General features: G+C 55.4%; 24 protein-coding genes. 15 read left to right on the top strand and 9 right to left on the bottom strand.

Features of this window, described 5'->3' with window-relative positions; genetic code table 11:
* Positions 1–3: 3 nt before the first annotated feature.
* On the bottom strand, positions 4–1,257 hold the full coding sequence (locus tag AACZ19_RS05985; RefSeq protein WP_339632072.1) for an adenylate/guanylate cyclase domain-containing protein: 1,254 nt from the start codon (positions 1,255–1,257) through the stop codon (positions 4–6).
* A 164-nt stretch (positions 1,258–1,421) separates the two neighbouring features.
* On the opposite strand from AACZ19_RS05985, the gene AACZ19_RS05980 reads away from it, so the two are divergent.
* Together AACZ19_RS05980 and AACZ19_RS05975 are read left to right on the top strand one after the other, a co-directional pair.
* The gene (locus tag AACZ19_RS05980) at positions 1,422–2,894 is read left to right on the top strand and encodes an aldehyde dehydrogenase family protein (RefSeq protein WP_339632070.1); all 1,473 of its coding nucleotides are present in this window, start codon (positions 1,422–1,424) and stop codon (positions 2,892–2,894) included.
* Between the two features lie 31 nt (positions 2,895–2,925).
* Entirely contained in the window at positions 2,926–3,393 is a 468-nt protein-coding gene (locus AACZ19_RS05975; RefSeq protein ID WP_339632068.1) for a RidA family protein, read from the top strand.
* Positions 3,394–3,430: 37 nt separating this feature from the next.
* Here the strand turns inward: AACZ19_RS05975 and AACZ19_RS05970 are convergent, their stop codons facing one another.
* Positions 3,431–3,967 (bottom strand): hypothetical protein, encoded by a 537-nt coding sequence (locus AACZ19_RS05970; RefSeq protein ID WP_339632066.1) that lies wholly within the window; start codon positions 3,965–3,967, stop codon positions 3,431–3,433.
* Between the two features lie 197 nt (positions 3,968–4,164).
* On the opposite strand from AACZ19_RS05970, the gene AACZ19_RS05965 reads away from it, so the two are divergent.
* The gene (locus tag AACZ19_RS05965; RefSeq protein ID WP_339632064.1) at positions 4,165–5,319 is read left to right on the top strand and encodes a GNAT family N-acetyltransferase; all 1,155 of its coding nucleotides are present in this window, start codon (positions 4,165–4,167) and stop codon (positions 5,317–5,319) included.
* 135 nt (positions 5,320–5,454) lie between these two features.
* Positions 5,455–6,558, top strand: coding sequence for a long-chain fatty aldehyde decarbonylase (locus AACZ19_RS05960; protein WP_339632061.1), 1,104 nt, complete (start codon positions 5,455–5,457; stop codon positions 6,556–6,558).
* Between the two features lie 70 nt (positions 6,559–6,628).
* Here the strand turns inward: AACZ19_RS05960 and clpA are convergent, their stop codons facing one another.
* From clpA to AACZ19_RS05940, 4 genes are all read right to left on the bottom strand, one after another.
* Entirely contained in the window at positions 6,629–8,992 is a 2,364-nt protein-coding gene (gene clpA / locus AACZ19_RS05955; protein WP_339632059.1) for an ATP-dependent Clp protease ATP-binding subunit ClpA, read from the bottom strand.
* Entirely contained in the window at positions 8,992–9,324 is a 333-nt protein-coding gene (gene clpS, locus AACZ19_RS05950; protein ID WP_339632057.1) for an ATP-dependent Clp protease adapter ClpS, read from the bottom strand. Before clpS ends, clpA begins: the two co-directional genes overlap by 1 nt.
* Before the next feature lie 233 nt (positions 9,325–9,557).
* Positions 9,558–10,121: a phasin family protein gene (locus tag AACZ19_RS05945; protein WP_339632055.1), complete on the bottom strand. Its 564-nt coding sequence runs from the start codon at positions 10,119–10,121 to the stop codon at positions 9,558–9,560.
* 237 nt (positions 10,122–10,358) lie between these two features.
* On the bottom strand, positions 10,359–11,045 hold the full coding sequence (locus tag AACZ19_RS05940; protein ID WP_339632053.1) for a hypothetical protein: 687 nt from the start codon (positions 11,043–11,045) through the stop codon (positions 10,359–10,361).
* Between the two features lie 352 nt (positions 11,046–11,397).
* On the opposite strand from AACZ19_RS05940, the gene AACZ19_RS05935 reads away from it, so the two are divergent.
* Positions 11,398–12,708, top strand: coding sequence for a D-alanyl-D-alanine carboxypeptidase (locus tag AACZ19_RS05935; RefSeq protein WP_339632052.1), 1,311 nt, complete (start codon positions 11,398–11,400; stop codon positions 12,706–12,708).
* A 4-nt stretch (positions 12,709–12,712) separates the two neighbouring features.
* Here the strand turns inward: AACZ19_RS05935 and AACZ19_RS05930 are convergent, their stop codons facing one another.
* Entirely contained in the window at positions 12,713–13,573 is an 861-nt protein-coding gene (locus AACZ19_RS05930) for an MBL fold metallo-hydrolase (RefSeq protein WP_339632051.1), read from the bottom strand.
* A gap of 107 nt (positions 13,574–13,680) precedes the next feature.
* Here AACZ19_RS05930 and AACZ19_RS05925 point away from each other — a divergent pair, with 107 nt between their 5' ends.
* The 7 genes from AACZ19_RS05925 (at position 13,681) to AACZ19_RS05895 (ending at position 17,505) form a co-directional block, all read left to right on the top strand.
* Positions 13,681–13,965, top strand: a complete 285-nt coding sequence (locus AACZ19_RS05925) for a metalloregulator ArsR/SmtB family transcription factor (RefSeq protein WP_339632049.1) — start codon at positions 13,681–13,683, stop codon at positions 13,963–13,965.
* Positions 13,966–13,982: 17 nt separating this feature from the next.
* Entirely contained in the window at positions 13,983–14,222 is a 240-nt protein-coding gene (locus tag AACZ19_RS05920) for a hypothetical protein (RefSeq protein WP_339632047.1), read from the top strand.
* 33 nt (positions 14,223–14,255) lie between these two features.
* The gene (locus AACZ19_RS05915) at positions 14,256–14,426 is read left to right on the top strand and encodes a hypothetical protein (RefSeq protein ID WP_339632045.1); all 171 of its coding nucleotides are present in this window, start codon (positions 14,256–14,258) and stop codon (positions 14,424–14,426) included.
* 2 nt (positions 14,427–14,428) lie between these two features.
* Positions 14,429–14,854: a DUF6691 family protein gene (locus AACZ19_RS05910; protein ID WP_339632043.1), complete on the top strand. Its 426-nt coding sequence runs from the start codon at positions 14,429–14,431 to the stop codon at positions 14,852–14,854.
* 88 nt (positions 14,855–14,942) lie between these two features.
* Positions 14,943–15,710 (top strand): SDR family oxidoreductase, encoded by a 768-nt coding sequence (locus tag AACZ19_RS05905; RefSeq protein WP_339632041.1) that lies wholly within the window; start codon positions 14,943–14,945, stop codon positions 15,708–15,710.
* Between the two features lie 10 nt (positions 15,711–15,720).
* Positions 15,721–16,443 (top strand): hypothetical protein, encoded by a 723-nt coding sequence (locus tag AACZ19_RS05900; protein ID WP_339632039.1) that lies wholly within the window; start codon positions 15,721–15,723, stop codon positions 16,441–16,443.
* 21 nt (positions 16,444–16,464) lie between these two features.
* Positions 16,465–17,505 (top strand): AbrB family transcriptional regulator, encoded by a 1,041-nt coding sequence (locus AACZ19_RS05895; RefSeq protein WP_339632038.1) that lies wholly within the window; start codon positions 16,465–16,467, stop codon positions 17,503–17,505.
* Positions 17,506–17,512: 7 nt separating this feature from the next.
* On the opposite strand, the gene AACZ19_RS05890 is transcribed toward AACZ19_RS05895, so the two are convergent.
* Together AACZ19_RS05890 and AACZ19_RS05885 are read right to left on the bottom strand one after the other, a co-directional pair.
* Positions 17,513–18,841 (bottom strand): MATE family efflux transporter, encoded by a 1,329-nt coding sequence (locus AACZ19_RS05890; protein ID WP_339632036.1) that lies wholly within the window; start codon positions 18,839–18,841, stop codon positions 17,513–17,515.
* Complete coding sequence (locus tag AACZ19_RS05885; protein WP_339632035.1) at positions 18,841–20,112, bottom strand: FAD-binding oxidoreductase; 1,272 nt, start codon at positions 20,110–20,112, stop codon at positions 18,841–18,843. The genes AACZ19_RS05890 and AACZ19_RS05885 overlap by 1 nt, the downstream gene beginning before the upstream one ends.
* 147 nt (positions 20,113–20,259) lie before the next feature.
* Here AACZ19_RS05885 and AACZ19_RS05880 point away from each other — a divergent pair, with 147 nt between their 5' ends.
* The 3 genes from AACZ19_RS05880 to galU all read left to right on the top strand — a co-directional run bounded on the left by AACZ19_RS05880 (position 20,260) and on the right by galU (position 22,644).
* On the top strand, positions 20,260–20,967 hold the full coding sequence (locus tag AACZ19_RS05880) for a hypothetical protein (protein ID WP_339632034.1): 708 nt from the start codon (positions 20,260–20,262) through the stop codon (positions 20,965–20,967).
* Between the two features lie 6 nt (positions 20,968–20,973).
* Entirely contained in the window at positions 20,974–21,678 is a 705-nt protein-coding gene (locus AACZ19_RS05875) for a DnaJ domain-containing protein (RefSeq protein ID WP_339632033.1), read from the top strand.
* Between the two features lie 84 nt (positions 21,679–21,762).
* Positions 21,763–22,644 carry a UTP--glucose-1-phosphate uridylyltransferase GalU gene (gene galU / locus AACZ19_RS05870; RefSeq protein WP_339632032.1) on the top strand — a complete coding sequence of 294 codons (882 nt, stop codon included), beginning with the start codon at positions 21,763–21,765 and terminating at the stop codon, positions 22,642–22,644.
* Positions 22,645–22,672 lie beyond the last annotated feature (28 nt).

Genomic DNA, 22,672 nt, shown 5'->3' with positions numbered 1-22,672 from the left:
CGCCTACCCGTGGCAGAAAAGCTCGATAGGCTCCCGCACCCCGCGCAGTTCGTGAAAGCCGCAAGAAGTGAGTGCTGATCCGGCCTCCCGGGCGGCGCGGACGAAATCGCCGGACGCGATAAGACCCGTTCCCAGAACATCGCACAGCACCTCGATCCGGCTGACCTCATTCACCGCGGGGCCAATCACGGTGAAATCAAGCCGTGTTTCCGATCCGACGTTCCCGTACATCACCTCCCCCACATGGAGTGCAATGTCGAGGCCCATGGTCGGCTTGTCAGACTGGCGCCGCTTCTGATTAAGGGACGCAATCCCGGACATCATCTGCTCAGCCGAACGAAGCGCGGTTTCGCATATTTTCTGCATGTCATCCGGATCCGTCGATGACAACTCGAACGTTGCAAGCAGGCCATCGCCCATGAACTTCAGAATCTCTCCGCCCGCTGCCTCGATCGGGCCAGCCATGCAATCCAGATACTGATCCAGCATCTCCACCAGATCGCCCTGCCCAGAAATATCGGAAAGACTGGTAAACCCCTTGAGGTCGGCATAGACAAGAACGGCGTTGATGCTGTCGACCGAGCCGCGGCGGACCTGGCCGGAAAGAACCTTTTGTGCGGTCTCCTTCCCGATATAGGTTTCCAGTACCGAACGCGCCGTCCGGAAGGAGGCGATCCCCTTCGCCGCCAACCCAAACACAGGGATGGTTCGGCTGAGTATCCGGAATTCTTCGTCCGAGAACCCATCTGGACGATCTGACGCCCAACTTGTAATCAATCCCGCGGTTCGCTCCAGAGTTTGACTTTCAAAGCCCCAGCCAAAATCGAATATCTGACAGAACCAGTCTGTTAATCCCTGATTCCTGAACTCCACAAGAACCGGAAAATCAAGCTCCGTCTCGTCATTGAGCGGGCGATGCAGGAATGTCAGCTTATTTGTCAGCATAAAGAAGAACGGGCTCGCGAACCAACCTTCGCCTGGCTCTTCGGAGTGCAGGAAGTTTGTGTTGGTCACAAGCCCTTCCCCGCGCCGCCAGGTATACATGAACGCACTTACCTGCGGATGAATGGCACTGAGTGCAATATTCCCGCGCTTGAGCTTGACGCCCTGCTGGTTAAGCCGTTCACAGAACTCGGTGAACAGCTCGCGCACAGTGCCGCCCTTCAGCCCGGCATCGATGAGCCAGGCGAACAGCTCTTCCTGCTCGTTCGTGGCCTGAAAATGGCCGCAACGATTGTCCAAATTTACGCTATCCATACCCATCGACATACCTGCTGCTTTTCCCGTTCAGATCATATAGGTTCAATCTACTCATAGTGTAAGGAAAAAGCGAAAAAAATGCGCCCGGATAAGACACAGGCTGGCCCTCTCCATCCGGCCATGATAGACATCGCTGGCGGGCTCCGGAAAGAAGGCAGGGCATGAGTGACATAAAGAAATACTGGCGGAACTATATCAATGGCGAATGGGTGGATGCCGAGGACGGCGGCCGCATAGAGATAGAAAACCCGGCGACCGGCGGTATTATTGCCGAAGTTGCCCGCGCGCAGAAGGATGATATTGACCGGGCCGTTGCCGCTGCCCGCGCCTGTTTTGAAAGCCGGGAGCTTTACAACATGCGCCCGACCAACCGCGGTCAGTTAATGTTCGACATCGCCCGGCATCTGACGGAGATGGCGGACGAGATTGCCCTGGCCGAATGCCTCGATAACGGGAAAACCCTCGCCGGCGGCAAGAATGAAGCCATGGCGGCGGCGCGCTATTTCACCTACTACGGCGGGCTTGCCGACAAGCTGGAAGGGCGGATGATCCCGCTCGGCGCGGATTATGTGGATTATACCATCCCCACGCCTTTCGGGGTCTCGGCGCAAATCGTGCCGTGGAACTTTCCGCTGCAGATCGCGGCACGTTCGGTTGCCTGCGCCCTCGCGACGGCCAACACGGTCGTGCTGAAATCGCCGGAACTCTCCCCGCTTTCCACCTATTTCATTGGCGAGGCCTGCCACCGGGCCGGCATTCCGAAGGGAGCCGTCAACATTCTCTGCGGCTATGGCCATGATTGCGGTGCCGCGCTCGTCTCCCATCCGGATATCGACCATATCGTTTTTACTGGTTCCGTCGCGACGGGACAGTCGATCCTGCATGCGGCGGCGGAACGGGTCATCCCGTGCGTCATGGAACTCGGCGGAAAATCGGCCGGAGTTCTTTTCAAGGACGCAGATGTTGACCAGGCGGTCAATTCGACGGCGAGCGGAATATTCTCCCATGCCGGGCAGGTCTGCTCCGCCCAGTCGCGCTTGATTGTCCCGAAGGCCTTGCAAAATGAAATCATCGAGAAACTGGTGGCCAAGGCCAACTCCCTCTCCATCGGACCCGGGATTGACGGCCATGACCTGACGCCGGTCATCTCCGCCTCGCAGGCCGACAAGATCGAGGGCATGTGCCTCGCCGCCTCGCAAGCCGGGGCGGAAGCCGTGACCGGTGGCCGCAAGCATGAGGGCCTGCCCGGGCATTTTATCGAACCAACGGTCTTTTCCAACGTTACATCGGATATGACAATCGCCCGGGAAGAGGTGTTTGGCCCCGTGCTATCGGTTCTCACCTATGATGATCCAGAGGAAGCCATTGCGCTCGCCAACGGAACGAACTATGGCCTGTGCGCCGGGATCTATACGAAAGACCTGGCGACAGCCCACTGGGCGGCGGACCGGCTGATCGCGGGTCAGGTTTTCGTCAATGAATGGTTCGCCGGGGGTATCGAGACGCCCTTCGGCGGCATGAAGCGGTCCGGCTATGGCCGGGAAAAAGGTCAAGAGGCGCTTCTGAACTATGTGCAGACAAAAAATGTCGGCATTCGCATTACCGGCGGCGGCGGCGGTCGTCCCGGCGGATAACATACTGCAAAATTTAAACAAGAGGTGAAACATGGCAGGTAAAATTGACGCCCATCTGGCGGAACTCGGCATTGAAATTCCGGCAGCGACAGCGCCCGCGGCGAACTATGTCCCCTATGTCAAGACCGGTAATCTCGTCTTCATTTCCGGGCAGGTGCCGTTCGTTGACGGCAAGCTCACCTATCAGGGCAAGGTCGGCAAGGATTTCAAGACGGAAGACGGCGTCGCCTGCGCCCGCATCTGCGCGCTTAATATCCTCTCGCAGGTGAAGGATGCCTGTGGCGGCGATCTCGACAGGGTCGTGCGCTGCGTCAAGCTGAGCGGGTTCGTAAACTGCATCGATGGCTTCGGCGAGCAGCCGACCGTTATCAATGGCGCATCCGACCTGATGGTCGAAGTTTTCGGCGACAAGGGCCGCCACGCGCGTTTCGCGGTCGGCACCAACGCCCTGCCCATGAATGTGGCCGTCGAAATCGACGCGGTGTTCGAGATCAACTGAGCGGAATGGGGAGCGCGATAAACGCTCCCCTCCTTCATCAGCTTTTCACACAATAGGTGAGCGCGATGAAAGGCGGTAAATTACTGATTGCCGCCGGTGTGGTTTTTTCGGCATTTGTCGTTCGGGTGATCTGATACCCTTTGTTATTGTTGTCTGTTTTGCTGCCACTGCCAAAGTTCTTGGGAACGGTCACCGTCCCACCATCCGACGAAAAGTAGATATCGTTATACTGATGCGTATGCGGCGGAAGATTGTCTGCCGCAAGCGTCACCGTCTCCTGTCCGCCATTTGTTCCGGCCTTATGCGCACTCAGCGACTTGCCGTCCGCTCCCTTGCCCGGCGAGCTGCCCGCCGCCCCGACGATCACCCGGCTTTCCGCCTTGGTGTAAACACTCCAGCCTGACGGACAGCTAGACGCCCCCTCAAAGGCGACAACGGCACCGCTTTCAATGCCGGTCCCATCGCCGCCGGGACTTGCCGCCGGTTTATCGAAATATATAACGAGCAGCGCCGTAATCACGGCAGCAACAGCCCCGCCGATGAGTGCGCCGGCCCCGATTTTTATCCAATCCATGATGTATCTCCGTAATAATCTGCCGCAGCAGCGTCAAATAATTTTGAATATACTCCTATTATACATATATAAGTTGAATTATTTTAAAGTTATTTTCTTTTAAAGATTATTGTGAATTTTTTGATTTGACCCCACGTAACAAAAGGATATCTGCTAGACTATGGTTTCCACGAATTTTTCTGAGTATTCCGGACAGGATGTCTGACGCCCCCTTGATTAGAACCCTTCAATCCACTACCGAGGTGAGTGAGGCCGACTGGAATGCCTGTCTTGCGAGCGATCATCCCTTTGTCACTCATCAGTTCCTGAAGGCGCTGGAAGACAGCGGCTCCGTCAGCGCCAATAGCGGCTGGATGCCCTATCACCTCGCCCTTGAACTGAACGGCGAGATCAAGGGCGTCGCCCCCATGTATGTGAAAGGGCACAGCCAGGGCGAATATGTCTTCGATCACAGCTGGGCCCATGCCTATGAGCGCGCGGGCGGGAAATATTACCCCAAACTCCAGCTTTCCGTCCCCTTCTCCCCGGTGACCGGGCCGCGCTTGCTTGTCCCGAAAGGACCGGACCGGGAGATGCACCAGCAGTTATTACTGCAAGGGGCGAAGCAGGTCGCCACCGAACTTAACCTCTCCTCCGTGCACGCGACCTTTCTGCAACCGGAGGAACGCATGTTGATGGAAGCTGATGGCCTGCTAATCCGAACGGGAGAGCAGTTCCACTGGGTGAACGAAACTTACGAGAATTTTGACGATTTTCTCGCACAGCTTTCGTCTCGCAAACGTAAAGCAATTCGGAAGGAGCGAAAGGGCGCGACGGAAAACGACCTCACCTTCGAAGAAATCACAGGCGATGCTATCACTGAGGAACACTGGGATGCGTTTTTCCATTTCTATATCGATACAGGGAACCGTAAATGGGGCACGCCCTATCTCAACCGCCGGTTTTTCAGTCTCCTCGGCGCGGCAATGCCGGAGGCGGTCGTACTGTTTATGGTCAAGCGTGCCGGGCGTTATATCGCCGGCGCGCTGAACCTGAAAAGCAGTGATTGCCTGTACGGGCGCTACTGGGGCTGTATCGAGGATCACCGGTTCCTGCATTTTGAAACCTGCTATTACCGCGCCATTGATTACGCCATTCAGCACGGGATCAACCGCGTTGAGGCCGGCGCGCAAGGGCCACATAAACTGGCCCGTGGCTATTTGCCAACGGAGACCTACTCCGCCCATTGGCTGCGCGATCCGGGCTTTCATGACGCCGTTGCGGATTATCTTCAGGCCGAAACCCGTCAGGTCTCTGCCGAAATCGAGTATCTCGCCGGTCATTCGCCATTTCGAAACGACAGCCGAGAATAATCACCACCCTCCCTCAAATGGTTAAAATCGGCTGTTGAATTTGCTGCTGCTTTAGTGTATTTTGATATTGACGTTTACGTAAACGTAAAGGCAGGCCGCAAGATGCCGCCCGAAATAACGGCTAAAGGGATAACTATGACTGAACATATTACGCAGGATCCCATTTATAACACGGTAAGCAGGGATGACTTTCCGACAATGCTGGATGTCGACCGCTATGGGACGCGAACGGATGCCTTTGATGGCATTATCTCGGCAACCCATGACCATTTCTGGGACCCGATGGACCCAACCTATCTGGATTTCAGCACACCGTTTGACATCGAGAATGAATATCTGATGCCGCCGGAAACTATTCCGGAGCTGCAAAGCGCCGTGGCAGACAAACTTGATGAAGGGCAGAAAATCCGCCTCGCCAATGAAAGCACCCGATGGAGCCTGTCCAGCATATTGCACGGAGAGCAAGGCGCGCTTTCCTTAAGCGCCGGGCTTTGCCATATCCTCGTTGATCCGGGGGCGCAGGAATATGCGTCCAACCAGACCCGCGAAGAGGCGCGCCATGTCACTGCCTTCAGCCGCTACATCAGCACACATTGGGGCCGTCCCTACCCGGTCGGAGAAGCGCTCGGTGGATTGCTCGAAGAGCTGGTCAGCGCAGAGGAAGTCTACAAGAAGCTGGTCGGCATGCAGATGTTGGTTGAAGGGCTTGCCATGGGTGCGTTTGCCAATCTTCATGCGAAAGCCAATGATCCACTTCTCAAACGGCTCACGCAGCTTGTCATGACGGATGAGGCCTTCCACCACAAATTCGGCAAGATATGGGCCGATAAGACCATTCCGAAACTCGGAACGGAAGAGCATAACCGGGTCGAAGACTGGGCGGCGCAATGCTTTGAAACTGTCCTTTTCAACCTTATTAATATCCGCCAGAAACAGGTGATCTATGAGCAGTTCGGCCTCGACTGGCAATGGGTTCGCGATGCCTGCCGCGAAGTGTTCACCGATGAGGACCGGCGCGACACCCTGAAGGAATCCACCAATATTTTCCGGGTACTGGTCAAGACACTGCTCAAGTCGGGGATTATCACCGATCGCACCCGGCCGATCTATTCGCACTGGGTGGATATGGACCAGATGGCTGGTGAGAATGAAGACATGGTTGGCTACGCCATTGCCGATGAGGGAATTGCCTACCTCAAAACCCTGAACGAAGGGCGGCGGGTTATCGGGCAGAAATGAGGGGCTGCCCCTTCAGCTAATTCAATAAAAAAGGCGGGTGCATTTCCCGCCTTTTTACATTCCGCACAGCCTATTTATCGACCATTTCCGTATTTTTCTTCGGGCCCTTTTTTTTCGCCTTCTTCTCGGCATCGTCCTTACGGCCGATATCCGCCGCGCTCTCGATCTTGAAGGTAAGCTCCCCGGCCTTCACACCGACCGAGACATGGCCACCCTTGGCGAGCTTGCCGAACAGCAACTCTTCGGACAGTGGCTTCTTGATGCTGTCCTGGATGACGCGCGCAAGAGGCCGGGCCCCGTAGTTTACATCATACCCCTTCTTGGCCAGCCAGGTCGCCGCCGTATCGGAAAGCGAGATTGTCACGTTACGGTCCTCCAGCTGCGTTTCCAGCTGCAACACAAACTTCTCGACAACTCGCGAGACAACTTCCGGCGGCAGTGCCGCGAACGGGATAACGGCATCCAGACGGTTGCGGAATTCTGGCGTGAAGAGTCGCTTGATCGCTTCTTCATCCTCGCCTTCGCGCACGTCATTGCCAAAACCGATGGCCTGCTTGGTCATCTCATGGGCGCCCGCGTTGGTCGTCATGATCAGGACCACATTGCGGAAGTCCACCTGCTTGCCGTTATTATCGGTCAGCTTGCCGTGATCCATGACCTGCAGGAGGATATTGAACAGATCCGGATGCGCCTTCTCGATTTCATCGAGCAGCAAGACCGAATGCGGCTGTTGGTCAATGGCATCGGTCAGCAGACCGCCCTGATCAAAACCGACATAACCCGGAGGCGCGCCGATCAGGCGACTGACCGTATGCCGTTCCATATATTCCGACATATCAAAGCGCACCAGATTAAGTCCCATGATGGACGCCAATTGGCGGGCAACCTCGGTCTTGCCGACGCCGGTAGGCCCGGAGAAAAGATAAGAGCCAATAGGCTTTTCAGGTTCCCGCAATCCGGCGCGGGCGAGTTTGATCGAACTTGCCAGCGCATCAATGGCCTCATCCTGTCCGAAGACGACACGCCGCAAGTCAACATCGAGCTTGCGCAGGTTGACTGTGTCTTCCTTCGATACGGATTTCGGCGGAATGCGCGCAATCTTGGCCACCACAGCCTCAACGTCCTTGACGCCGATGGTTTTCTTGCGCTTGCTTTCCGCTTTCAGCATCTGCGCTGCACCGACCTCGTCGATCACATCGATCGCCTTGTCCGGCAATTTACGATCATTAATGTAGCGCGCAGATAGTTCCACGGCGGAGCGGATCGCTTCGGCCGTATAGCGAATCTTGTGATATTCCTCGAAATAGGGCTTCAGACCTTTCAGGATCTTGATGCTGTCTTCAACTGTGGGTTCGCGCACATCGATTTTCTGGAACCGGCGCAGGAGGGCGCGGTCCTTCTCGAAATGACTGCGGAATTCCTTGTAGGTAGTCGAGCCGATACAACGGATATCACCGCTCGCCAGCGCCGGCTTCAGCAGGTTGGAGGCATCCATCGCGCCACCACTGGTGGCCCCGGCCCCAACGATTGTGTGAATTTCGTCGATAAACAGGATCGCGTTGTCGAGTCCCTGCAGCTCAGAAATCACTGCCTTGAGCCGCTCCTCAAAATCACCGCGATAACGGGTCCCCGCAAGAAGCGAGCCCATATCCAGCGAGTAGATCACGGCAGGCAGCAGCACGCTCGGCACATCGCCATGGACAATCCGCCGGGCGAGCCCTTCGGCAATAGCCGTCTTGCCAACGCCGGGATCACCGACATAAAGCGGATTGTTCTTGGACCGGCGGCAGAGAATTTGGATCGTCCGGTCCACCTCGTCAGAGCGACCGATCAACGGGTCGATCTTGCCCGCGGCGGCCTTTTCGTTCAGGTTGACACAATAGGCATCAAGGGCCTCAAGGGCCTCCGCCTTGTCTTCCGGTGGCGGAGTTGCCTCTTTTTCGGATTTGTATTCCCCGTCAACTCCGCGAATAGGTCGCGCTGCTTCCTTTCCGGGGGCCTTCGCAACGCCATGGCTGATATAGCTGATGGCATCAAGCCGGGTCATTTCCTGTTTCTGGAGGAAATAGGCGGCATGGCTTTCACGCTCCGAGAAAATGGCAACAAGCACATTGGCGCCGGTCACTTCTTCCCGGCCGGAGCTTTCCACATTGATGAGGGCGCGCTGCACAACGCGCTGGAAGCTCAAGGTCGGACGGGCCTCAACGAAGCCGTCCATGACTAGATCGTCAAGTTCATCCGTGATAAAGGTTTCAAGGTCCCGCCGCAGCAACTCGACATCGACATTGCAAGCACGCATTACAGCGGCCCCATCCTGATCCTCGGTCAGGGAGAACAATAAATGCTCCAGCATCGCGAATTCATGACGACGCGACGTAGCGAGCGCCATCGCACGATGTAGAGTTTCTTCAAGTGAGTTGGAAAATCCCGGCACTATTCTTTCTCCATCGTACATTGTAGAGGGTGTTGGTTCTCCCGCGCATAATCGATAACCTGCGCGACCTTGGTTTCGGCGATTTCATATGGAAAGACACCACAATTACCGACGCCCTTCTGATGAACATGCAACATAACCTGCACCGCCATCTGTTCATCCATATTGAAGAATTTCTGCAGAACGTAAACAACAAATTCCATCGGCGTATAGTCATCATTCAACAATAATACGCGCCACAGGGAAGGCTTTTTGGTTTTCGGCTTGGTCTTGGTGACCAGACCGGTGCCCGTTCCCTGGTCATCCTTGTCCTTCTTATCATCACCGCTCATCGTCATCATTGTCCGACCAGATACTAAAATTTCTTTCACTCCATTTCGCTTTGCAAACCGGTTCTTGTGCACTGCACGGTCCTGTTATTTAAGTATATATCTTATCAGGAAATTCAAAAAATATTATTACCTAAGATAAAAAATCTTGAAAAAGTGATCGGCAGGCACTCAGGCACGAAAAAAGGCCCGGAAAAATCCGGGCCTTTTCAAGACGCTTGTAAACTGAACTTGCGTTAAGCCTGCTTGGAAAACATATCGAGGTTGGCAGCGTACTGCGCGCCAAACGGCTCGACAACAGACTTCGCGGCATCGGCGATCAGAGCATTGAACTTACCCATTTCAGAGACATAGCTCTGCATGGAAGTCTTGGCATACTCGGTCTGGATCTCGACAGCCTTCGTGACATCATCTGTTTCAGCAAGCGTTTTCGTGACGTTGAATGCTTCCTGCAAACGGATTGTTCCGAAATCAATAAGTGCCGAACCGATTTTCTCGCTCTTTTCGACAGCAGCGTTGCTCGCCTTCACATAGGCTTCTGCGCTGTTCTTGTCATAGAACTGGGAGCCTTCAAGTGACTTGATGGCTTTTTCAAAACCGGTCTTACCTTCGGCAACTGCCTTTTCGTAATTGGTTTTGAAAGATTCCGTGTTGGACTTGAACGCCTTTTCGGCAGCTTCGGTGCCGCTGATGAAAGCGTCCTGAAGCGACTTGCGGCCAGTTGCGACCATGTCTTCAAATTCCTTTGTAACGACAGTCGGATCAACAGTTGCGTTTGTCGTTGCTTTCTTCGTAGTCATTGACTTAACCTTTCTGATTAGCGTCTCTAAATTTCTTTGCTGCACTGCAACAATGACCCTGTATATAATGATGCACTCATAGATGTCAATACCTTTTTTGTGCAGTGCAACAAAATACAGGATTTTAATTAACTAATTGTTTTCATTAATATTTATATATAATAGATAGCTAATTCAGAAAAAAATATCGCCCCTGCAACAAAAAATTCACTTCAAATCCGCCCCCGTTTGGCGGTTTTACAGGTCCAGCCCGTTGTCGCGAACCTGCAAGGTGAAATATGTCTTGCCCTCACCGCCGTTATAATATCTCGATGTACGGCTAAAGGTAACGGGAACATAAGGCTCCTGGAAAGGCACACCGGTTTCGTCTCCTTTAGAGAGGACTTCGCGAAACGGCAGTTTGGCGATATCCGCATTCTCATCATTCCAGGCATAATATTTGAAATTTCCGCCCCGGCAGACCATGGCAATCCAGTAGAAACTGTCAGAATGCAGTATCTGCCCGTCAATGGCCGGCTTCTCAAATCCGGAGGCGACCAACGCCTGCTCGATCGCGACTAGATCATCAAGGCTGATGACAACCTTGCTTTCACGGGTTCCCGTAGGCCCCGACCCCAGCGATCCGAGCAGCCAGTCAACACTGATGCCGCCCCGAAAGACCCTCGTGGTCTGTGTCGCCGACTTGGATGTGTTTATCTGAAGAATGTCATAGGTTCGCACCTGTTTGTCATAGATGGCGTTGTATATCATGCGGTAGCGGGCATTCCGGCCCGGCGCACAATTTTCGCGGATATCATCTCCATTGGCATAGGAGAACCACTGGAATGGCCTGAAAACCTGATTGCTCGTTCCCCCATCCGCCGTGCAGGCCGCCAGAATAGCCGTGAGACAGGTTATTTGTAGAAATCGCTGGATGAAGAACATGGAGCCCTCGCGCGTCAAAAAAAGAAATTTCAGATGCTTACCAGATATTAACCATCGGCCTGTAAGATCAAAAGGGAAATCAACATTATGTGATTATATACGAACTTCAAGGAGATAAAGTGCTTTGTTGATATCCAGGGATAAAATTTTTGTCCGGATTTTTATAGACATGATTCGCCATTTTTTTTACACTCTCTCGCGAGTGGGGAAACCTGCGCGTAATTGTATCCGTATTTTCAGTGAAGCAGGGCAACATTTGGCACAGGATTCACATAAATCAAAAATATCTTCTGTTTTCGGAAAATCACACTTCCGACCCCATGCCACGCATGATAATCGGGCGCCGTTTCGTTTGCTCTGCACGCTGATGCTGTTGCTCGCGATCACCATTGTGTCGCTGCCGACTACGGCCGAGGCACGCTATGCCGCCATCGTAATGGACAGCCGTACCGGCGAAGTGCTTTATTCGCGAAACGCCGACAACCGGCTTTACCCGGCCTCGCTCACCAAGATCATGACCCTGTACATGACCTTCGAAGCGCTTAATCGCGGCCAGCTGCGCATGGATCAGAAGCTTCCGGTCTCAGCGCGCGCCGCAGGGCAGACGCCAACCAAGCTCGGCCTCAAAAGAGGCGGGAGCATCACAGTCAAGGATGCTGTCTTTGCCCTGATCACGAAATCCGCAAATGATGCTGCCACTGTCCTCGCCGAGAGCATGGCGCCAACGGAAGCGGAGTTCGCCCGCAACATGACGGAAAGGGCCAAACGCCTTGGCATGCGGCGGACAAGCTTTCGCAATGCCAGCGGGCTGCCCAACAGGGGCCAGAAAAGTACGGCGCGGGACATGGCCATTCTCGGCGCGGCCCTCATACATGACTTTCCGCAATACTATGAGTTCCTCTCGTTGGAGGAATTCGACTATCACGGCAAGTCCTACAAGAACCACAACAACCTGCTGAAAAAATACCAGGGGGTGGACGGCATCAAAACCGGGTACATTCGCGCCTCCGGATTTAACCTCGTGGCCTCGGCCAAACGGGGCAGCAATCGGTTGGTCGCCGTCGTTTTCGGCGGACGCACGGCCCGTAGTCGTGATATCCACATGGCCTCGCTTCTGGATAAAGGTTTTGACGAGATTGAGAAAGCCCATCCTTCAGTTGTCCCGCTCCCCTTTGGCAAACCCGTGCAAATCGCCCTCGGCTCACCTCACAGCGAACCCGCTATGGCGGACACCGAAATTCAGGTTGCCTCCACAGCGCCGGTTCCTCTTCCGGTAAAAATAGAACCGGCCGCCAGCACGTCCCATATTCGCAATGTCAGTTCTTCGACGGCCTCGAATATTACGCCCGCGTCACTGACAATGGACCGGATCGAGAAAACCGGCTGGGCCATCCAGATAGGCGCCTATAGTCTGGTGACAACAGCGCGCGACCAAATCCATAAGGCAGCGGCAGAGGCCCGGGGCGTTCTTGATGGCCGCCAGGTCAATATTGAAAAGGCGATTTCGGACGGCAAGCCCTTCTATCGGGCGCAGGTCCTCGGCTTCGATGAAACGGAAGCCCGGCAGGCCTGCAGCAACCTGGCCGAAAGGCGCTTCTCCTGCTTTGTGGTCGCGCCGGATTTACGGTTGCCCAATTATATCGCCCAGAAAAGCGCCTCCTGATCCATCATAAAACATTCAGCGGCACCTTCAGGTAGGCCGTCCCGTTCGCCTCAGGCTCAGGCAAATGGCCCGCCCGCATATTCACCTGAATTGACGGAATGATCAGCGCCGGCATGGAGAGCGTCGCATCACGCTCCGTCCGCATCTTGACGAAATCCTCCTCACTGATGCCGTCGTGAATATGGATGTTCTTCTCACGCTGTTCGGCGACCGTCGTCTCCCAAGCAAATTCGCGCCCGTCGGGCCCGTAGTCATGACACATAAAGAGTCGTGTTTCAGGCGGATGGGAGAGGATTTTGCGGATCGATCGGTAGAGCGTGCGCGCATCGCCTCCCGGGAAATCACACCGGGCGGTACCATAATCAGGCATGAAGAGGGTATCACCGATAAATATCGCATCCCCGATACGATAGGCAATACAGGCGGGCGTATGGCCAGGTGTTGCGATCACCTCCAGGGTCAGACCGCCGATTTCCAGCTGCTCCCCATCCTCAAACAGATGCTGAAACTGCGATCCGTCAGCTGAGACGTCATCGCCAAAATTATATATTTTCTTGAAGGTCGCCTGAACCGTTTTGACCACCTTGCCGATACCGATCTTGCTGCCCAGCTTCTCCTGAAGATAAGGGGCGGCGGTCAGGTGGTCCGCATGAACATGGGTTTCCAGAATCCACTCGACCTCTAGATCACGCTCTTTCACGAAGTCGATAATTTCGTCGGCAGCCGTCGTTGCAGTCCGGCCGGAGGCGTTGTCATAATCCAGCACGCTGTCGATGATGAGAGCCTTCTTGGAGGACGGATCCATCACAACATAGCTGACCGTGAAGGTCGGCTTATGAAAAAATGCTTTTACTTCTGGTTTCATGTTTCGCTCCTGCCCCGGCGGCACGCCGTTTCTTATTACGTTGCTATTAATCATGCTTGACAATATATCTATAGATACGTAGTTATACAAGTATGGATATTGAAGAAATGAAAAATTCTGCGGTTCGGGCCAGCACGCTCATGAAAGCGTTATCGAGCGAAACCCGGCTCCTCCTGCTCTGTCGGATGATTGAGGGAGAGATCTCCGTCAATGAATTGGCCGAGACACTTGAGATGCGCCCCTCTTCCGTTTCACAGCAGCTCTCCCTGCTTCGAAAGGATGGATTGGTCAAAACCCGACGCGAGGGCCAAACGATTTACTATTCACTGGATGGCGAGGAAGCAAAGCAGGTCATCTCGGTCCTTTACGACTTATATTGTCAGTCAACATAACTCTGGAAATTCACGTCATGGAAAATTTTACGCCAATAAGTTCCCTGATCGGGGGCATCATCCTCGGGCTGTCCGCGACCCTGTTGCTGATGTCGGGCCGCATTGCGGGGGTTAGCGGGATATTATCAAATCTTGTGCCGCCGCAATCAGGTGATTCCCTGTGGCGGATCCTGTTCATCGCCGGACTTATCCTCGGCGCAGCGGCTTATCCCCTTTTCGGGGGGGATATCTCCTTTGTAACCCTCAACCCCTATTAACTCTCGGACAATGCACACTTTATCCTCCTGATCATGGCGGGTCTTCTGGTAGGCGGCGGGACTTATATCGGCGCCGGTTGCACAAGCGGGCACGGCATTTGCGGACTTGGTCGACTGTCCCTCCGGTCCTTCTCCGCGGTCATGATCTTCATGGCGGTCGCGATCGTCACTGTCTTTATCATGCGCCACCTGGCGGGAGGCTGATCATGTTCAATATTATAAGTCTCATTTCCGGCCTTCTGTTCGGCTTCGGCCTCGCGTTATCCGGCATGGTCAGCCCGGGGAAAGTCATCGGGTTTCTGGACCTCACCGGCAACTGGGATCCCAGCCTCGCCTTCGTGATGGGCGGCGGCGTTCTGGTCACAGTAATCAGCTTTCATTTTATCCTGAAGCAGTCCTCCCCTCTCTTTGGCAAGGACTTCAAGCTGCCGACCAAAAAAGACCTTGATAAGTATCTGGTGAGTGGCGCGATCCTGTTCGGCCTCGGCTGGGGCCTCGGTGGTTTATGCCCGGGCCCGGCGCTCAGTTCCCTCGCCTATGGCAACATGAAGGTCGCGGTCTTCGTTCTTTCGATGATCGGCGGCATCGTCATCGCCAAGCTTGCAACCGGCGCTTTCAAGAAAACGGGCTGAAAAAGCAGCGGATATTTTCTCATTTATGTTCCAGCCGTTCTTCGTTACTCTATGGTCGGGATATAAATAAAAACAAACGGGAAGTATCATGCCATCATCCAATAAAGTCGCTATTGTCACCGGTTCCGCCACTGGGGCCGGAGCCGCCATCGCCCTTGCGCTCGCGGACAAGGGCTATAACGTCGTTATCAACTACACAAAAAGCCTGAAAGAGGCGGAGGAAACTGAGGCCGCCTGCGCTGCGAAGGGTGTGGAGACCCTCCTGTTTCAGGGCGATATCTCGAAAGATGAGGATTGCCGGGCGATGGCCAAGGCAACCATGGACAAATGGGGACGCATCGACGGGTTGGTCAATAACGCTGGCCGGACGAAATTCGTTGCCCATAGCGACCTTGATGGCCTGAGCGCCGAGGATTTTCAGGATATCTACGCTGTAAATACCGTCGGCTCGTTCCAGATGTCCCGTGCCGCCGCTCCCTATATGAAAGAGACTGGCAAAGGGTCGATCGTCATGATTTCTTCCGTCGCCGGAACCCACGGTCACGGGTCCAGCATCGCCTATGCCGCCTCCAAGGGGGCGCTGAATACCATGACAATGTCCCTCGCGCGGGTGCTGGGTCCGGAAATCCGTGTCAATGCCATCTGTCCGGGCTTTATCGAGACCCGCTGGCTGCTGCAAGGATATGGCGAGGACAAATATGAGGCCTACAAGAAGAAACTAGTGCGGGATGTGCCCTTGCAGGCCGTCTGTCAACCTGAAGATATTGCCGAGGCGGCTGTCTCTTTTATCGACGGCATGGGTATGATGACCGGAGAGATTGTTATTGTTGATGGCGGCATGCATCTCGGCCGCTAGGCGGCCGTCCATGCCGGAGCCGGATGACATTATTGCCCGCGCGCTGGGCTATCCCTATCCGCGCCCGACGCACTCCTATCTCTTTTGCGGGGGCGGCGCGAAGGAGTTGCCGCCGGAAAGTGATTTTGCCGGGCGGGTGCCGGTGCTCGCCTGCGGATCAAACGGATCGCCGGCGCAGCTTCAGCGAAAGTATGAGAAATTTCCGCAAACTTCCATTCCGGTCACCGCCGCAACTTTGCGCGATGTCGTCTGTGTCTATTCCGCGCATTTCACCGGTTACGGCTCTGTGGCCGCAGCCCTCTGCGCGGCGCCAGGCGCCCGCTCCTTTGTGCATCTCAACTGGCTCACAGCGGATCAACTCACACGGATGCATGAAACGGAGGCAGTCGGCCAGAACTACCGGTATGTGGAAATTCCGGGCCTCAACCTGCACTGCAGCGAGAACGGCAACATGCAATCCGTTTTCGCCTATGTCAGCCTTCGCGGCAGACTTCTGCTTGACGGTGCGCCCGTTGCGCTGGGCGGTATTGACTGCGTTGATGCGCCCTTCCCGATTCTCGACCAGAGGGAAATCCAACGCCGCCTGCGGGATATATTGGCGCCCGGGATGGACCTTTACGACTTTATCCGCCAAAATGTCTCCGATGCCAGATTGCGCGCCGAAAGAACCGCCCTTCTCGATCGTCATGCGCAGGCCTTCGACCATCCCGGCATGAAAATACTGCTCGAATAAATACAAGAGGATTGAAATAACGTGGTGCAGACTGTGAAGGCGCTCCTGTTCGGCGCGGTTGGGGGTGGCATATTCTTTATCGCCGATCTTCCGCTCGCCTGGATGCTTGGCTCCATGTTCGTGACGACCATCGCGGCGCTACGCGGCTTCGACCTTGAAGTCAACGGCACATTGCGCAAAATCATGACTGCCATCCTCGGCGTGATGCTCGGCAGCGGCTTTTCGACAGACACCTGGGCCGCGATGGGCCGATGGAGCGGCGGGCTCGCCCTTCTCGTCATCAGTGTTATACTTTCGATGCTGATTGTGTATTTCTTCTATCGCAAGGTCGGCAAGTTCGATCCGATCACCGCTTTCTTCTCCTCCGCGCCCGGCGGCCTCAATGTGATGTATGAAGTTGGCGAGGCCAAGGGCGGCAACGGTCCGACCATTGCCCTGATCCATGCGTCGCGCATCCTGATCCTGGTGATGTCGGTGCCGCTGATCTTCCGCTATGGTGTCGGCTTCACTGGGAATCTGGAGGCGGTTCCCCTGTTTGGCTCCATCCATGATATCGTCGGGGACGGCTGGTTGCTGTTGGCGGCGCTTCTGGGCTACGGTGTTGGCTATCTCTGCCGCCTGCCCGCCTATCACCTGATGGGGCCGCTGCTCGCCACGGCCATCTTCCAAATGACGGGAATAACCGACGTTGCGCCGCCGATGATCCTTGTCTATGCCGCTCAGCTCGTGATTGGAACCGCCATCGGCGCACGCTTTCTCGGCACCCGCCTGCATGAAGTCCGGAATGTCATCGGGCTCAGCTTCATTTCCACGACAGTGATGGTTCTGATTGCGGCAATCTTCGCTTTCATTTTCGCGGAGACCATCGGCGTAAGCGTTGCTGGTATTATCCTTGCGCTTAGCCCCGGCGGACTTGCCGAAATGCCGCTCGTTGCCCTTGCGCTCGGGATAGATGTCGCCTTTGTCGCGACGATGCAGGTTGTCCGTATCAGCTTGGTTATCGCATTTGTTCCGACGGTTTTTTCGGCGATCGAGCGTATCTGGTTGAAGCAAACCAAGTAATCTGTCGTTATCCCGCCGCGCGGCGCTCAACCCGCGGGTAAACCAGCGCCAATGTCACCGCCCGCGTGGCCATGAAGACCATCAGCGCTGCCCAAAGCCCGTGTGTACCCCATATATCGCCGAAGAACTGCATGCAGAGCATATAGGCAATGAAGGAGATAATCATGCAATTCCGCATTTCCTTTGACTGCACAGCACCGATGAAAATCCCGTCAAGCTGATAGGACCAGATGGAGATAAGCGGCGCCGCAATCAGCCAGGGAAGGAACTCATAGGCCCGCTCGCGCACTTCCTCTATCCCGGTCAGGAGATTGACAATCGCTGTACCGAAAATCAGATACACCAGAGAATAGAGACAGGCGACGATCAATGCCCAGAAGCCGGTGACCCAGACAATTTCACGGAGCTTGCTGACCTTGCGGGCGCCGATGGCATTGCCGACCATTCCCTCCGCCGCAAAGGCAAAGCCGTCAAGTCCATGGGCGATAAAATGCATGAAGTTCATCAGCACCGCCACCGCCGCCAGCGTGACATTGCCTTCCTTCGCCGCCTCTGCCGTGAAATAGGCAAAGGCGAAGATCAGCAGGATCGTCCGGATGAAAATATCGAGATTAACTGCGAGCAGCCGCGCCATTTTCTGTAAAGACCTAATCGCCGAGACATGCCATTGGCCGCCAATCCTCGCCAGTTCCCGCCGCACCAGAAAAAGCCCGAGGCCAAGGGCGAGGGTCTCGGATATCGCCGTGGCCGCCGCCACACCGACCACATCCCAATTGAAACCGATCACGAACAGAAGATCGAGGATCACATTCAGGCCATTCATGAAAATTTGAACAACCAGCGCCGCCCGCGTATTTCGTATGCCGATAAAAAATCCCATCAGGGCATAATTTCCAAGGACCGCCGGCGCGCCCCAGACCCGCACACTGAAATAGGATGAGGCCCCATCCTCAACAATTGCGGAGCCTTCGATAAGGGAAAGCGCCATCCACAGGACAAACCCTTGCAGAGCAAGCACGAAAACCGAAATGACAGCCGCGAGAATCAGGGCCCGGGCGAGCACAGAACGGACTTCGGTGGCATCCTCCTCCCCCACGGCCTGGGCGACGAAACCGGTGGTTCCCATGCGCAGAAAGCCGAATCCCCAATAGAGAAAGCTGAAGATCAGCGCCCCAATGGCGACAGAGCCGATATAATGCGGATCCGGCAAATGCCCGACCACGGCGGTATCCACCGCGCCCAGCAGCGGGACGGAGGAATTGGACAGGATAATCGGAAAGGCAAGCCGCCATGTTTCCCGATGGCTCGGCAGCGCGAAAAACGAAGAAACCGACATCAAAAACCGAAATAATCGCGCAGCCGGTAGCCGATCATCGCCGGTGTCAGGAACCAAGGCTTGCCGCTGTAATAAAACCGTCCGTCAAATGGAAGGTCATCAAACGCCGTCTCCCCGTCTGTGTCCCCGAGGATCTTGAGCGCCGCCTTATGGCCGAGATAGCCGGACATGGCGACGCCGGAGCCGCAATATCCCATTGCATAATAAATGCCCTCATGCACGCCGATTGTCGGCATGGCCGCGAAATCATAGGCGACATAGCCGGACCAGACATGGGAGACCGCCGCCCCTTCCAGCGCCGGGAAAATCCCGTCGAGAGTCTGTTTCAGGGAACGGGCCTGCACCTCCGGGGAGGACGGGAATACTGTTGGCCGCGCGCCCAGCAACACCCGCTTTCCATCCGGTGACGGGCGATAATAGCTCAGCATCCGGCGGGTATCGGTGATCATCCGCTTTGTCGGAAACAGGCTGGACACCAGATTCTCCGAGAGTTCCTCCGTTGCGATCATCGTGCTACCGACCGGGAATATGCGCTTTTGCAGGAACGGAAGCAGCCCGCCGGTATAGCCGTTTGTCGCCATCATCAGGGCGCGCGCGCGAAGCTCCCCCCGTGCTGTCGTCACGGAGAAGCCGTCCGCCGTTTTCACAATCGCTTCCGCCCGCAGCGGGGCAATGATCACCGCCCCCGCGCGCGCCGCCGCAGCGGCCAGCCCCCTGACATATTTCGCTGGGTGCAGGCCGCCGGTATGATGCTGGCGCAGGCCCCCCTTGTAACCGGGGCTGTCCACGTCTTCGCCATAACCCTCCGCGCCGACCATTTCCTCCGGGACATCAAGATATTTCTGACGGCATTCGAAATCGCGGGTCATGCCGGCAAGATCTTTGTCGAGAATGGCGGGATAGAAACGTCCGGTGAGAGCCAGGTCGCACTCAATTCCTTCTTCAGTGATACGCGCCTTGATGAACTCGACCGAGGCCAGCGCCTCCCTATAGATTGCGCAGCCCTTCTCAACCCCGTAGCTCTCGATCAATCCCGTAAGGCCGGGCTTGAGCAGGTTGCCGACCATGCCGCCATTGCGGCTGCTGGCGCCGAAGCCCGGCATTTCCGCTTCCAGAACCGTGACACTTACATTCCGCTTCGCAAGTGTCAGTGCCGCGGACAGCCCCGTATAACCGCCGCCGATGATCAAGACATCGGAGGGTGTCTCGGGCAGGGTCACATCGGTCGGTTCAGGGCGCGCGGCGTCCCACCAGAAGGGTTCGGTTTTCATCTGCAAGATACTTTCAACTGCTTGTACTCCTCCGGCATTCTGAGCAGAGCCGGAGCGGGAGGGCAAGTGCAATTGGTCCTGAATTGTATTTTTCTGTAAAAACCCCTATTTAAAAGAATGGAAAGCAGCCAAGGGGAAATGTTTAGTTTGGCGAAAGATATCGAAAATACACCAGAGAAATCCGGCGAAGACGACATCACAGAATTTCTTAAGAAAGTTGCGTCTACGCCTGTGCAAACACCCGCAGGCAAGGATGGTCGCCTGATTTTCGCCATTGACGCCACCGCCAGTCGCCAGCCAAGCTGGGACCGGGCGTCGCATCTTCAGCATGAAATGTTCGAGGAGGCCGCCTCTATCGGCGGGCTTGCGCTTCAGGTCGCCTTTTTTCGCGGCTTTGGTGAATTCAAGGCAACGAAATGGACGACCGACAGTCAGGCCCTGATCAAGCCGATGTCAAGGGTTTTCTGTCTTGGTGGCCATACCCAGATCGAGAAGGTCTTGAAGCATACGCTGCGCCAGACGAAGAAGGAGCGGGTCAACGCGCTGGTCTATGTGGGCGACTGCATGGAAGAAGACGCAGACCAGCTTTGTCATCTCGCCGGACAGCTCGGCATGTTGCGAGTGCCTGTTTTTCTGTTTCAGGAGGGATATGACGGCATCGCGGAAAATTGTTTCCGGCAGATTGCAAAATTGTCGGGCGGCGCTTATTGCCGGTTTGACAGCGCCAGCGCCTCAACATTGCGAAACCTCCTCCGCGCAGTGGCGGCGTACGCCGCCGGGGGCCGCCGGGCCCTCAGCGATCTCAGCAAAAAATCCGGTGGTGAAGCGCGGTTGCTTCTCGAACAGATCAAGTAGCCCCCGATGCTGGCTTATTTCATCATTGGCGTCTCTCTCCTGATCGCCGTAATCATCGGCAGTCAGAGCCTGGCGACGGCAGATCCGAAAAAAGTGCTTAAGGGTCTTCGGATCGCAGCCGTGATTTTCTTCGCGCTTCTGGCAGGTTTCTTTGCCTTGACCGGCCGGTTCACCTATGCGATGCCGCTTGCGCTCGCCGCATTGTTTTTTCTGCGCAACAAGTCCCTTTTTAGCGGACGAAACCCGTCTGAGGGACAGAAATCGGATGTCAAGACCGCCTGGCTCCAAGCCACGCTCAATCACGACAGTGGCGAGATGGACGCCACAATCCTGCAAGGCCAATTTAGAGATCGGGAATTATCCTCCCTCACCCGCGTGGAACTCAGCGAGTTTCATCAGGAAGCGATCGCGGATGATCAGACTCTTGCCATTCTGGAAAGTTTTATCAGCCGGAAATTTGGCGAAGATTTTTCGGAGGAAGGCACCGACACAGGGAGTTCGCAAAACAGCGGCCGCCGCAATACGTCTGACAACGGCCCCATGACCCGTAAGGAAGCGTTCGAGATACTAGAACTTGAGAGTAACGCAACGGTTGCCGAGATTAAATCCGCCCATCGGCGTCTTATGAAAAAATTCCACCCCGACCATAACGGGTCGGACTATATGGCCGCAAAGCTGAACGAGGCAAAAGACCTGCTTTTGAAAACTTGAAACGGATCGCAGAAATCAGTGCTTGCCATTACGGCGGGCGAAATGCCATAAATTTCAAACCAATAAACAGCAGGTCAAATATATATGCCTAAAAAAGTTCGCAAAGCCGTATTCCCCGTCGGCGGCCTCGGAACAAGATTTCTGCCGGCGACAAAGGCTATGCCGAAGGAAATGCTTCCTGTCGTGGACAAGCCTCTGATCCAGTATGCGGTGGAAGAAGCGCGCGACGCTGGGATTGAAGAGTTTATATTTGTCACCGGGCGCGGGAAAACCATTATCGAGGATCATTTTGACCGCTCCTACGAGTTGGAAAGCGTTCTGATCGAACGGCAAAAGGACGGCTTGCTTAGGGAACTACAGGCGAGCGTCCCGAAGGCCGGGACTATCGCCTATATCCGGCAGCAAGAGCCGCTGGGCCTCGGCCATGCGGTCTGGTGCGCGAAAAGACTGGTGGGAGACGAGCCGTTCGCCGTCATTCTCGCCGATGACCTGATCCTGGCGGACACGCCCTGCCTCGCCCAGATGACGGCGGCGCGCGAAGAAAAAGGCGGCGGGAATATGCTCGCCGTTATGGAAGTGCCGAAAGCACATACCTCCCGCTACGGTATCCTGAGTCCGGGAAAGGAAAGCGGGAAACTGATCGAGATTAACGGGCTTGTCGAAAAACCGGCACCGGAAGCGGCCCCCTCCAACCTCGCGGTTATCGGCCGCTATATTCTGGAGCCGGGTATTTTTGACCTACTCGAAAACCAGAGTCGGGGCGCGGGAAATGAAATCCAGCTGACGGATGCACTTTCCTCCCTGTTGGGCGGCGATCCTTTTTATGGCCTGAAATTTGATGGCACCCGCTATGACTGCGGCGATAAGATCGGCTTTCTTGAAGCAAATATCGCCTTTGCCCTGAACCGCGATGACATGAAGGGCGACATGGGCGATATTGTCAAAAAAATTGCCAATAAGCTGTAGTATATCTTCTCACGGCTAAACGGACGGA

It is taken from the genome of uncultured Sneathiella sp., assembly GCF_963973085.1.
Taxonomy (GTDB): Bacteria; Pseudomonadota; Alphaproteobacteria; order Sneathiellales; family Sneathiellaceae; genus Sneathiella.
This window is presented reverse-complemented; position numbering and strand designations above follow the sequence as displayed.

Bases quoted from the DNA above. Each gene is read 5' to 3' on its own strand.
- AACZ19_RS05985 (WP_339632072.1), bottom strand. From the start codon at position 1,257: ATGGATAGCGTAAATTTGGACAATCGTTGCGGCCATTTTCAGGCCACG.
- AACZ19_RS05915 (WP_339632045.1), top strand. From the start codon at position 14,256: ATGGCGGGTCTTCTGGTAGGCGGCGGGACTTATATCGGCGCCGGTTGC.
- AACZ19_RS05960 (WP_339632061.1), top strand. From the start codon at position 5,455: ATGACTGAACATATTACGCAGGATCCCATTTATAACACGGTAAGCAGG.
- clpS (WP_339632057.1), bottom strand. From the start codon at position 9,324: ATGAGCGGTGATGATAAGAAGGACAAGGATGACCAGGGAACGGGCACC.
- AACZ19_RS05905 (WP_339632041.1), top strand. From the start codon at position 14,943: ATGCCATCATCCAATAAAGTCGCTATTGTCACCGGTTCCGCCACTGGG.
- AACZ19_RS05885 (WP_339632035.1), bottom strand. From the start codon at position 20,112: ATGAAAACCGAACCCTTCTGGTGGGACGCCGCGCGCCCTGAACCGACC.
- AACZ19_RS05910 (WP_339632043.1), top strand. From the start codon at position 14,429: ATGTTCAATATTATAAGTCTCATTTCCGGCCTTCTGTTCGGCTTCGGC.
- AACZ19_RS05875 (WP_339632033.1), top strand. From the start codon at position 20,974: ATGCTGGCTTATTTCATCATTGGCGTCTCTCTCCTGATCGCCGTAATC.
- AACZ19_RS05970 (WP_339632066.1), bottom strand. From the start codon at position 3,967: ATGGATTGGATAAAAATCGGGGCCGGCGCACTCATCGGCGGGGCTGTT.
- AACZ19_RS05900 (WP_339632039.1), top strand. From the start codon at position 15,721: ATGCCGGAGCCGGATGACATTATTGCCCGCGCGCTGGGCTATCCCTAT.
- AACZ19_RS05920 (WP_339632047.1), top strand. From the start codon at position 13,983: ATGGAAAATTTTACGCCAATAAGTTCCCTGATCGGGGGCATCATCCTC.
- AACZ19_RS05925 (WP_339632049.1), top strand. From the start codon at position 13,681: ATGAAAAATTCTGCGGTTCGGGCCAGCACGCTCATGAAAGCGTTATCG.
- AACZ19_RS05965 (WP_339632064.1), top strand. From the start codon at position 4,165: ATGTCTGACGCCCCCTTGATTAGAACCCTTCAATCCACTACCGAGGTG.
- AACZ19_RS05980 (WP_339632070.1), top strand. From the start codon at position 1,422: ATGAGTGACATAAAGAAATACTGGCGGAACTATATCAATGGCGAATGG.
- AACZ19_RS05945 (WP_339632055.1), bottom strand. From the start codon at position 10,121: ATGACTACGAAGAAAGCAACGACAAACGCAACTGTTGATCCGACTGTC.
- AACZ19_RS05890 (WP_339632036.1), bottom strand. From the start codon at position 18,841: ATGTCGGTTTCTTCGTTTTTCGCGCTGCCGAGCCATCGGGAAACATGG.
- AACZ19_RS05975 (WP_339632068.1), top strand. From the start codon at position 2,926: ATGGCAGGTAAAATTGACGCCCATCTGGCGGAACTCGGCATTGAAATT.
- galU (WP_339632032.1), top strand. From the start codon at position 21,763: ATGCCTAAAAAAGTTCGCAAAGCCGTATTCCCCGTCGGCGGCCTCGGA.
- AACZ19_RS05940 (WP_339632053.1), bottom strand. From the start codon at position 11,045: ATGTTCTTCATCCAGCGATTTCTACAAATAACCTGTCTCACGGCTATT.
- AACZ19_RS05930 (WP_339632051.1), bottom strand. From the start codon at position 13,573: ATGAAACCAGAAGTAAAAGCATTTTTTCATAAGCCGACCTTCACGGTC.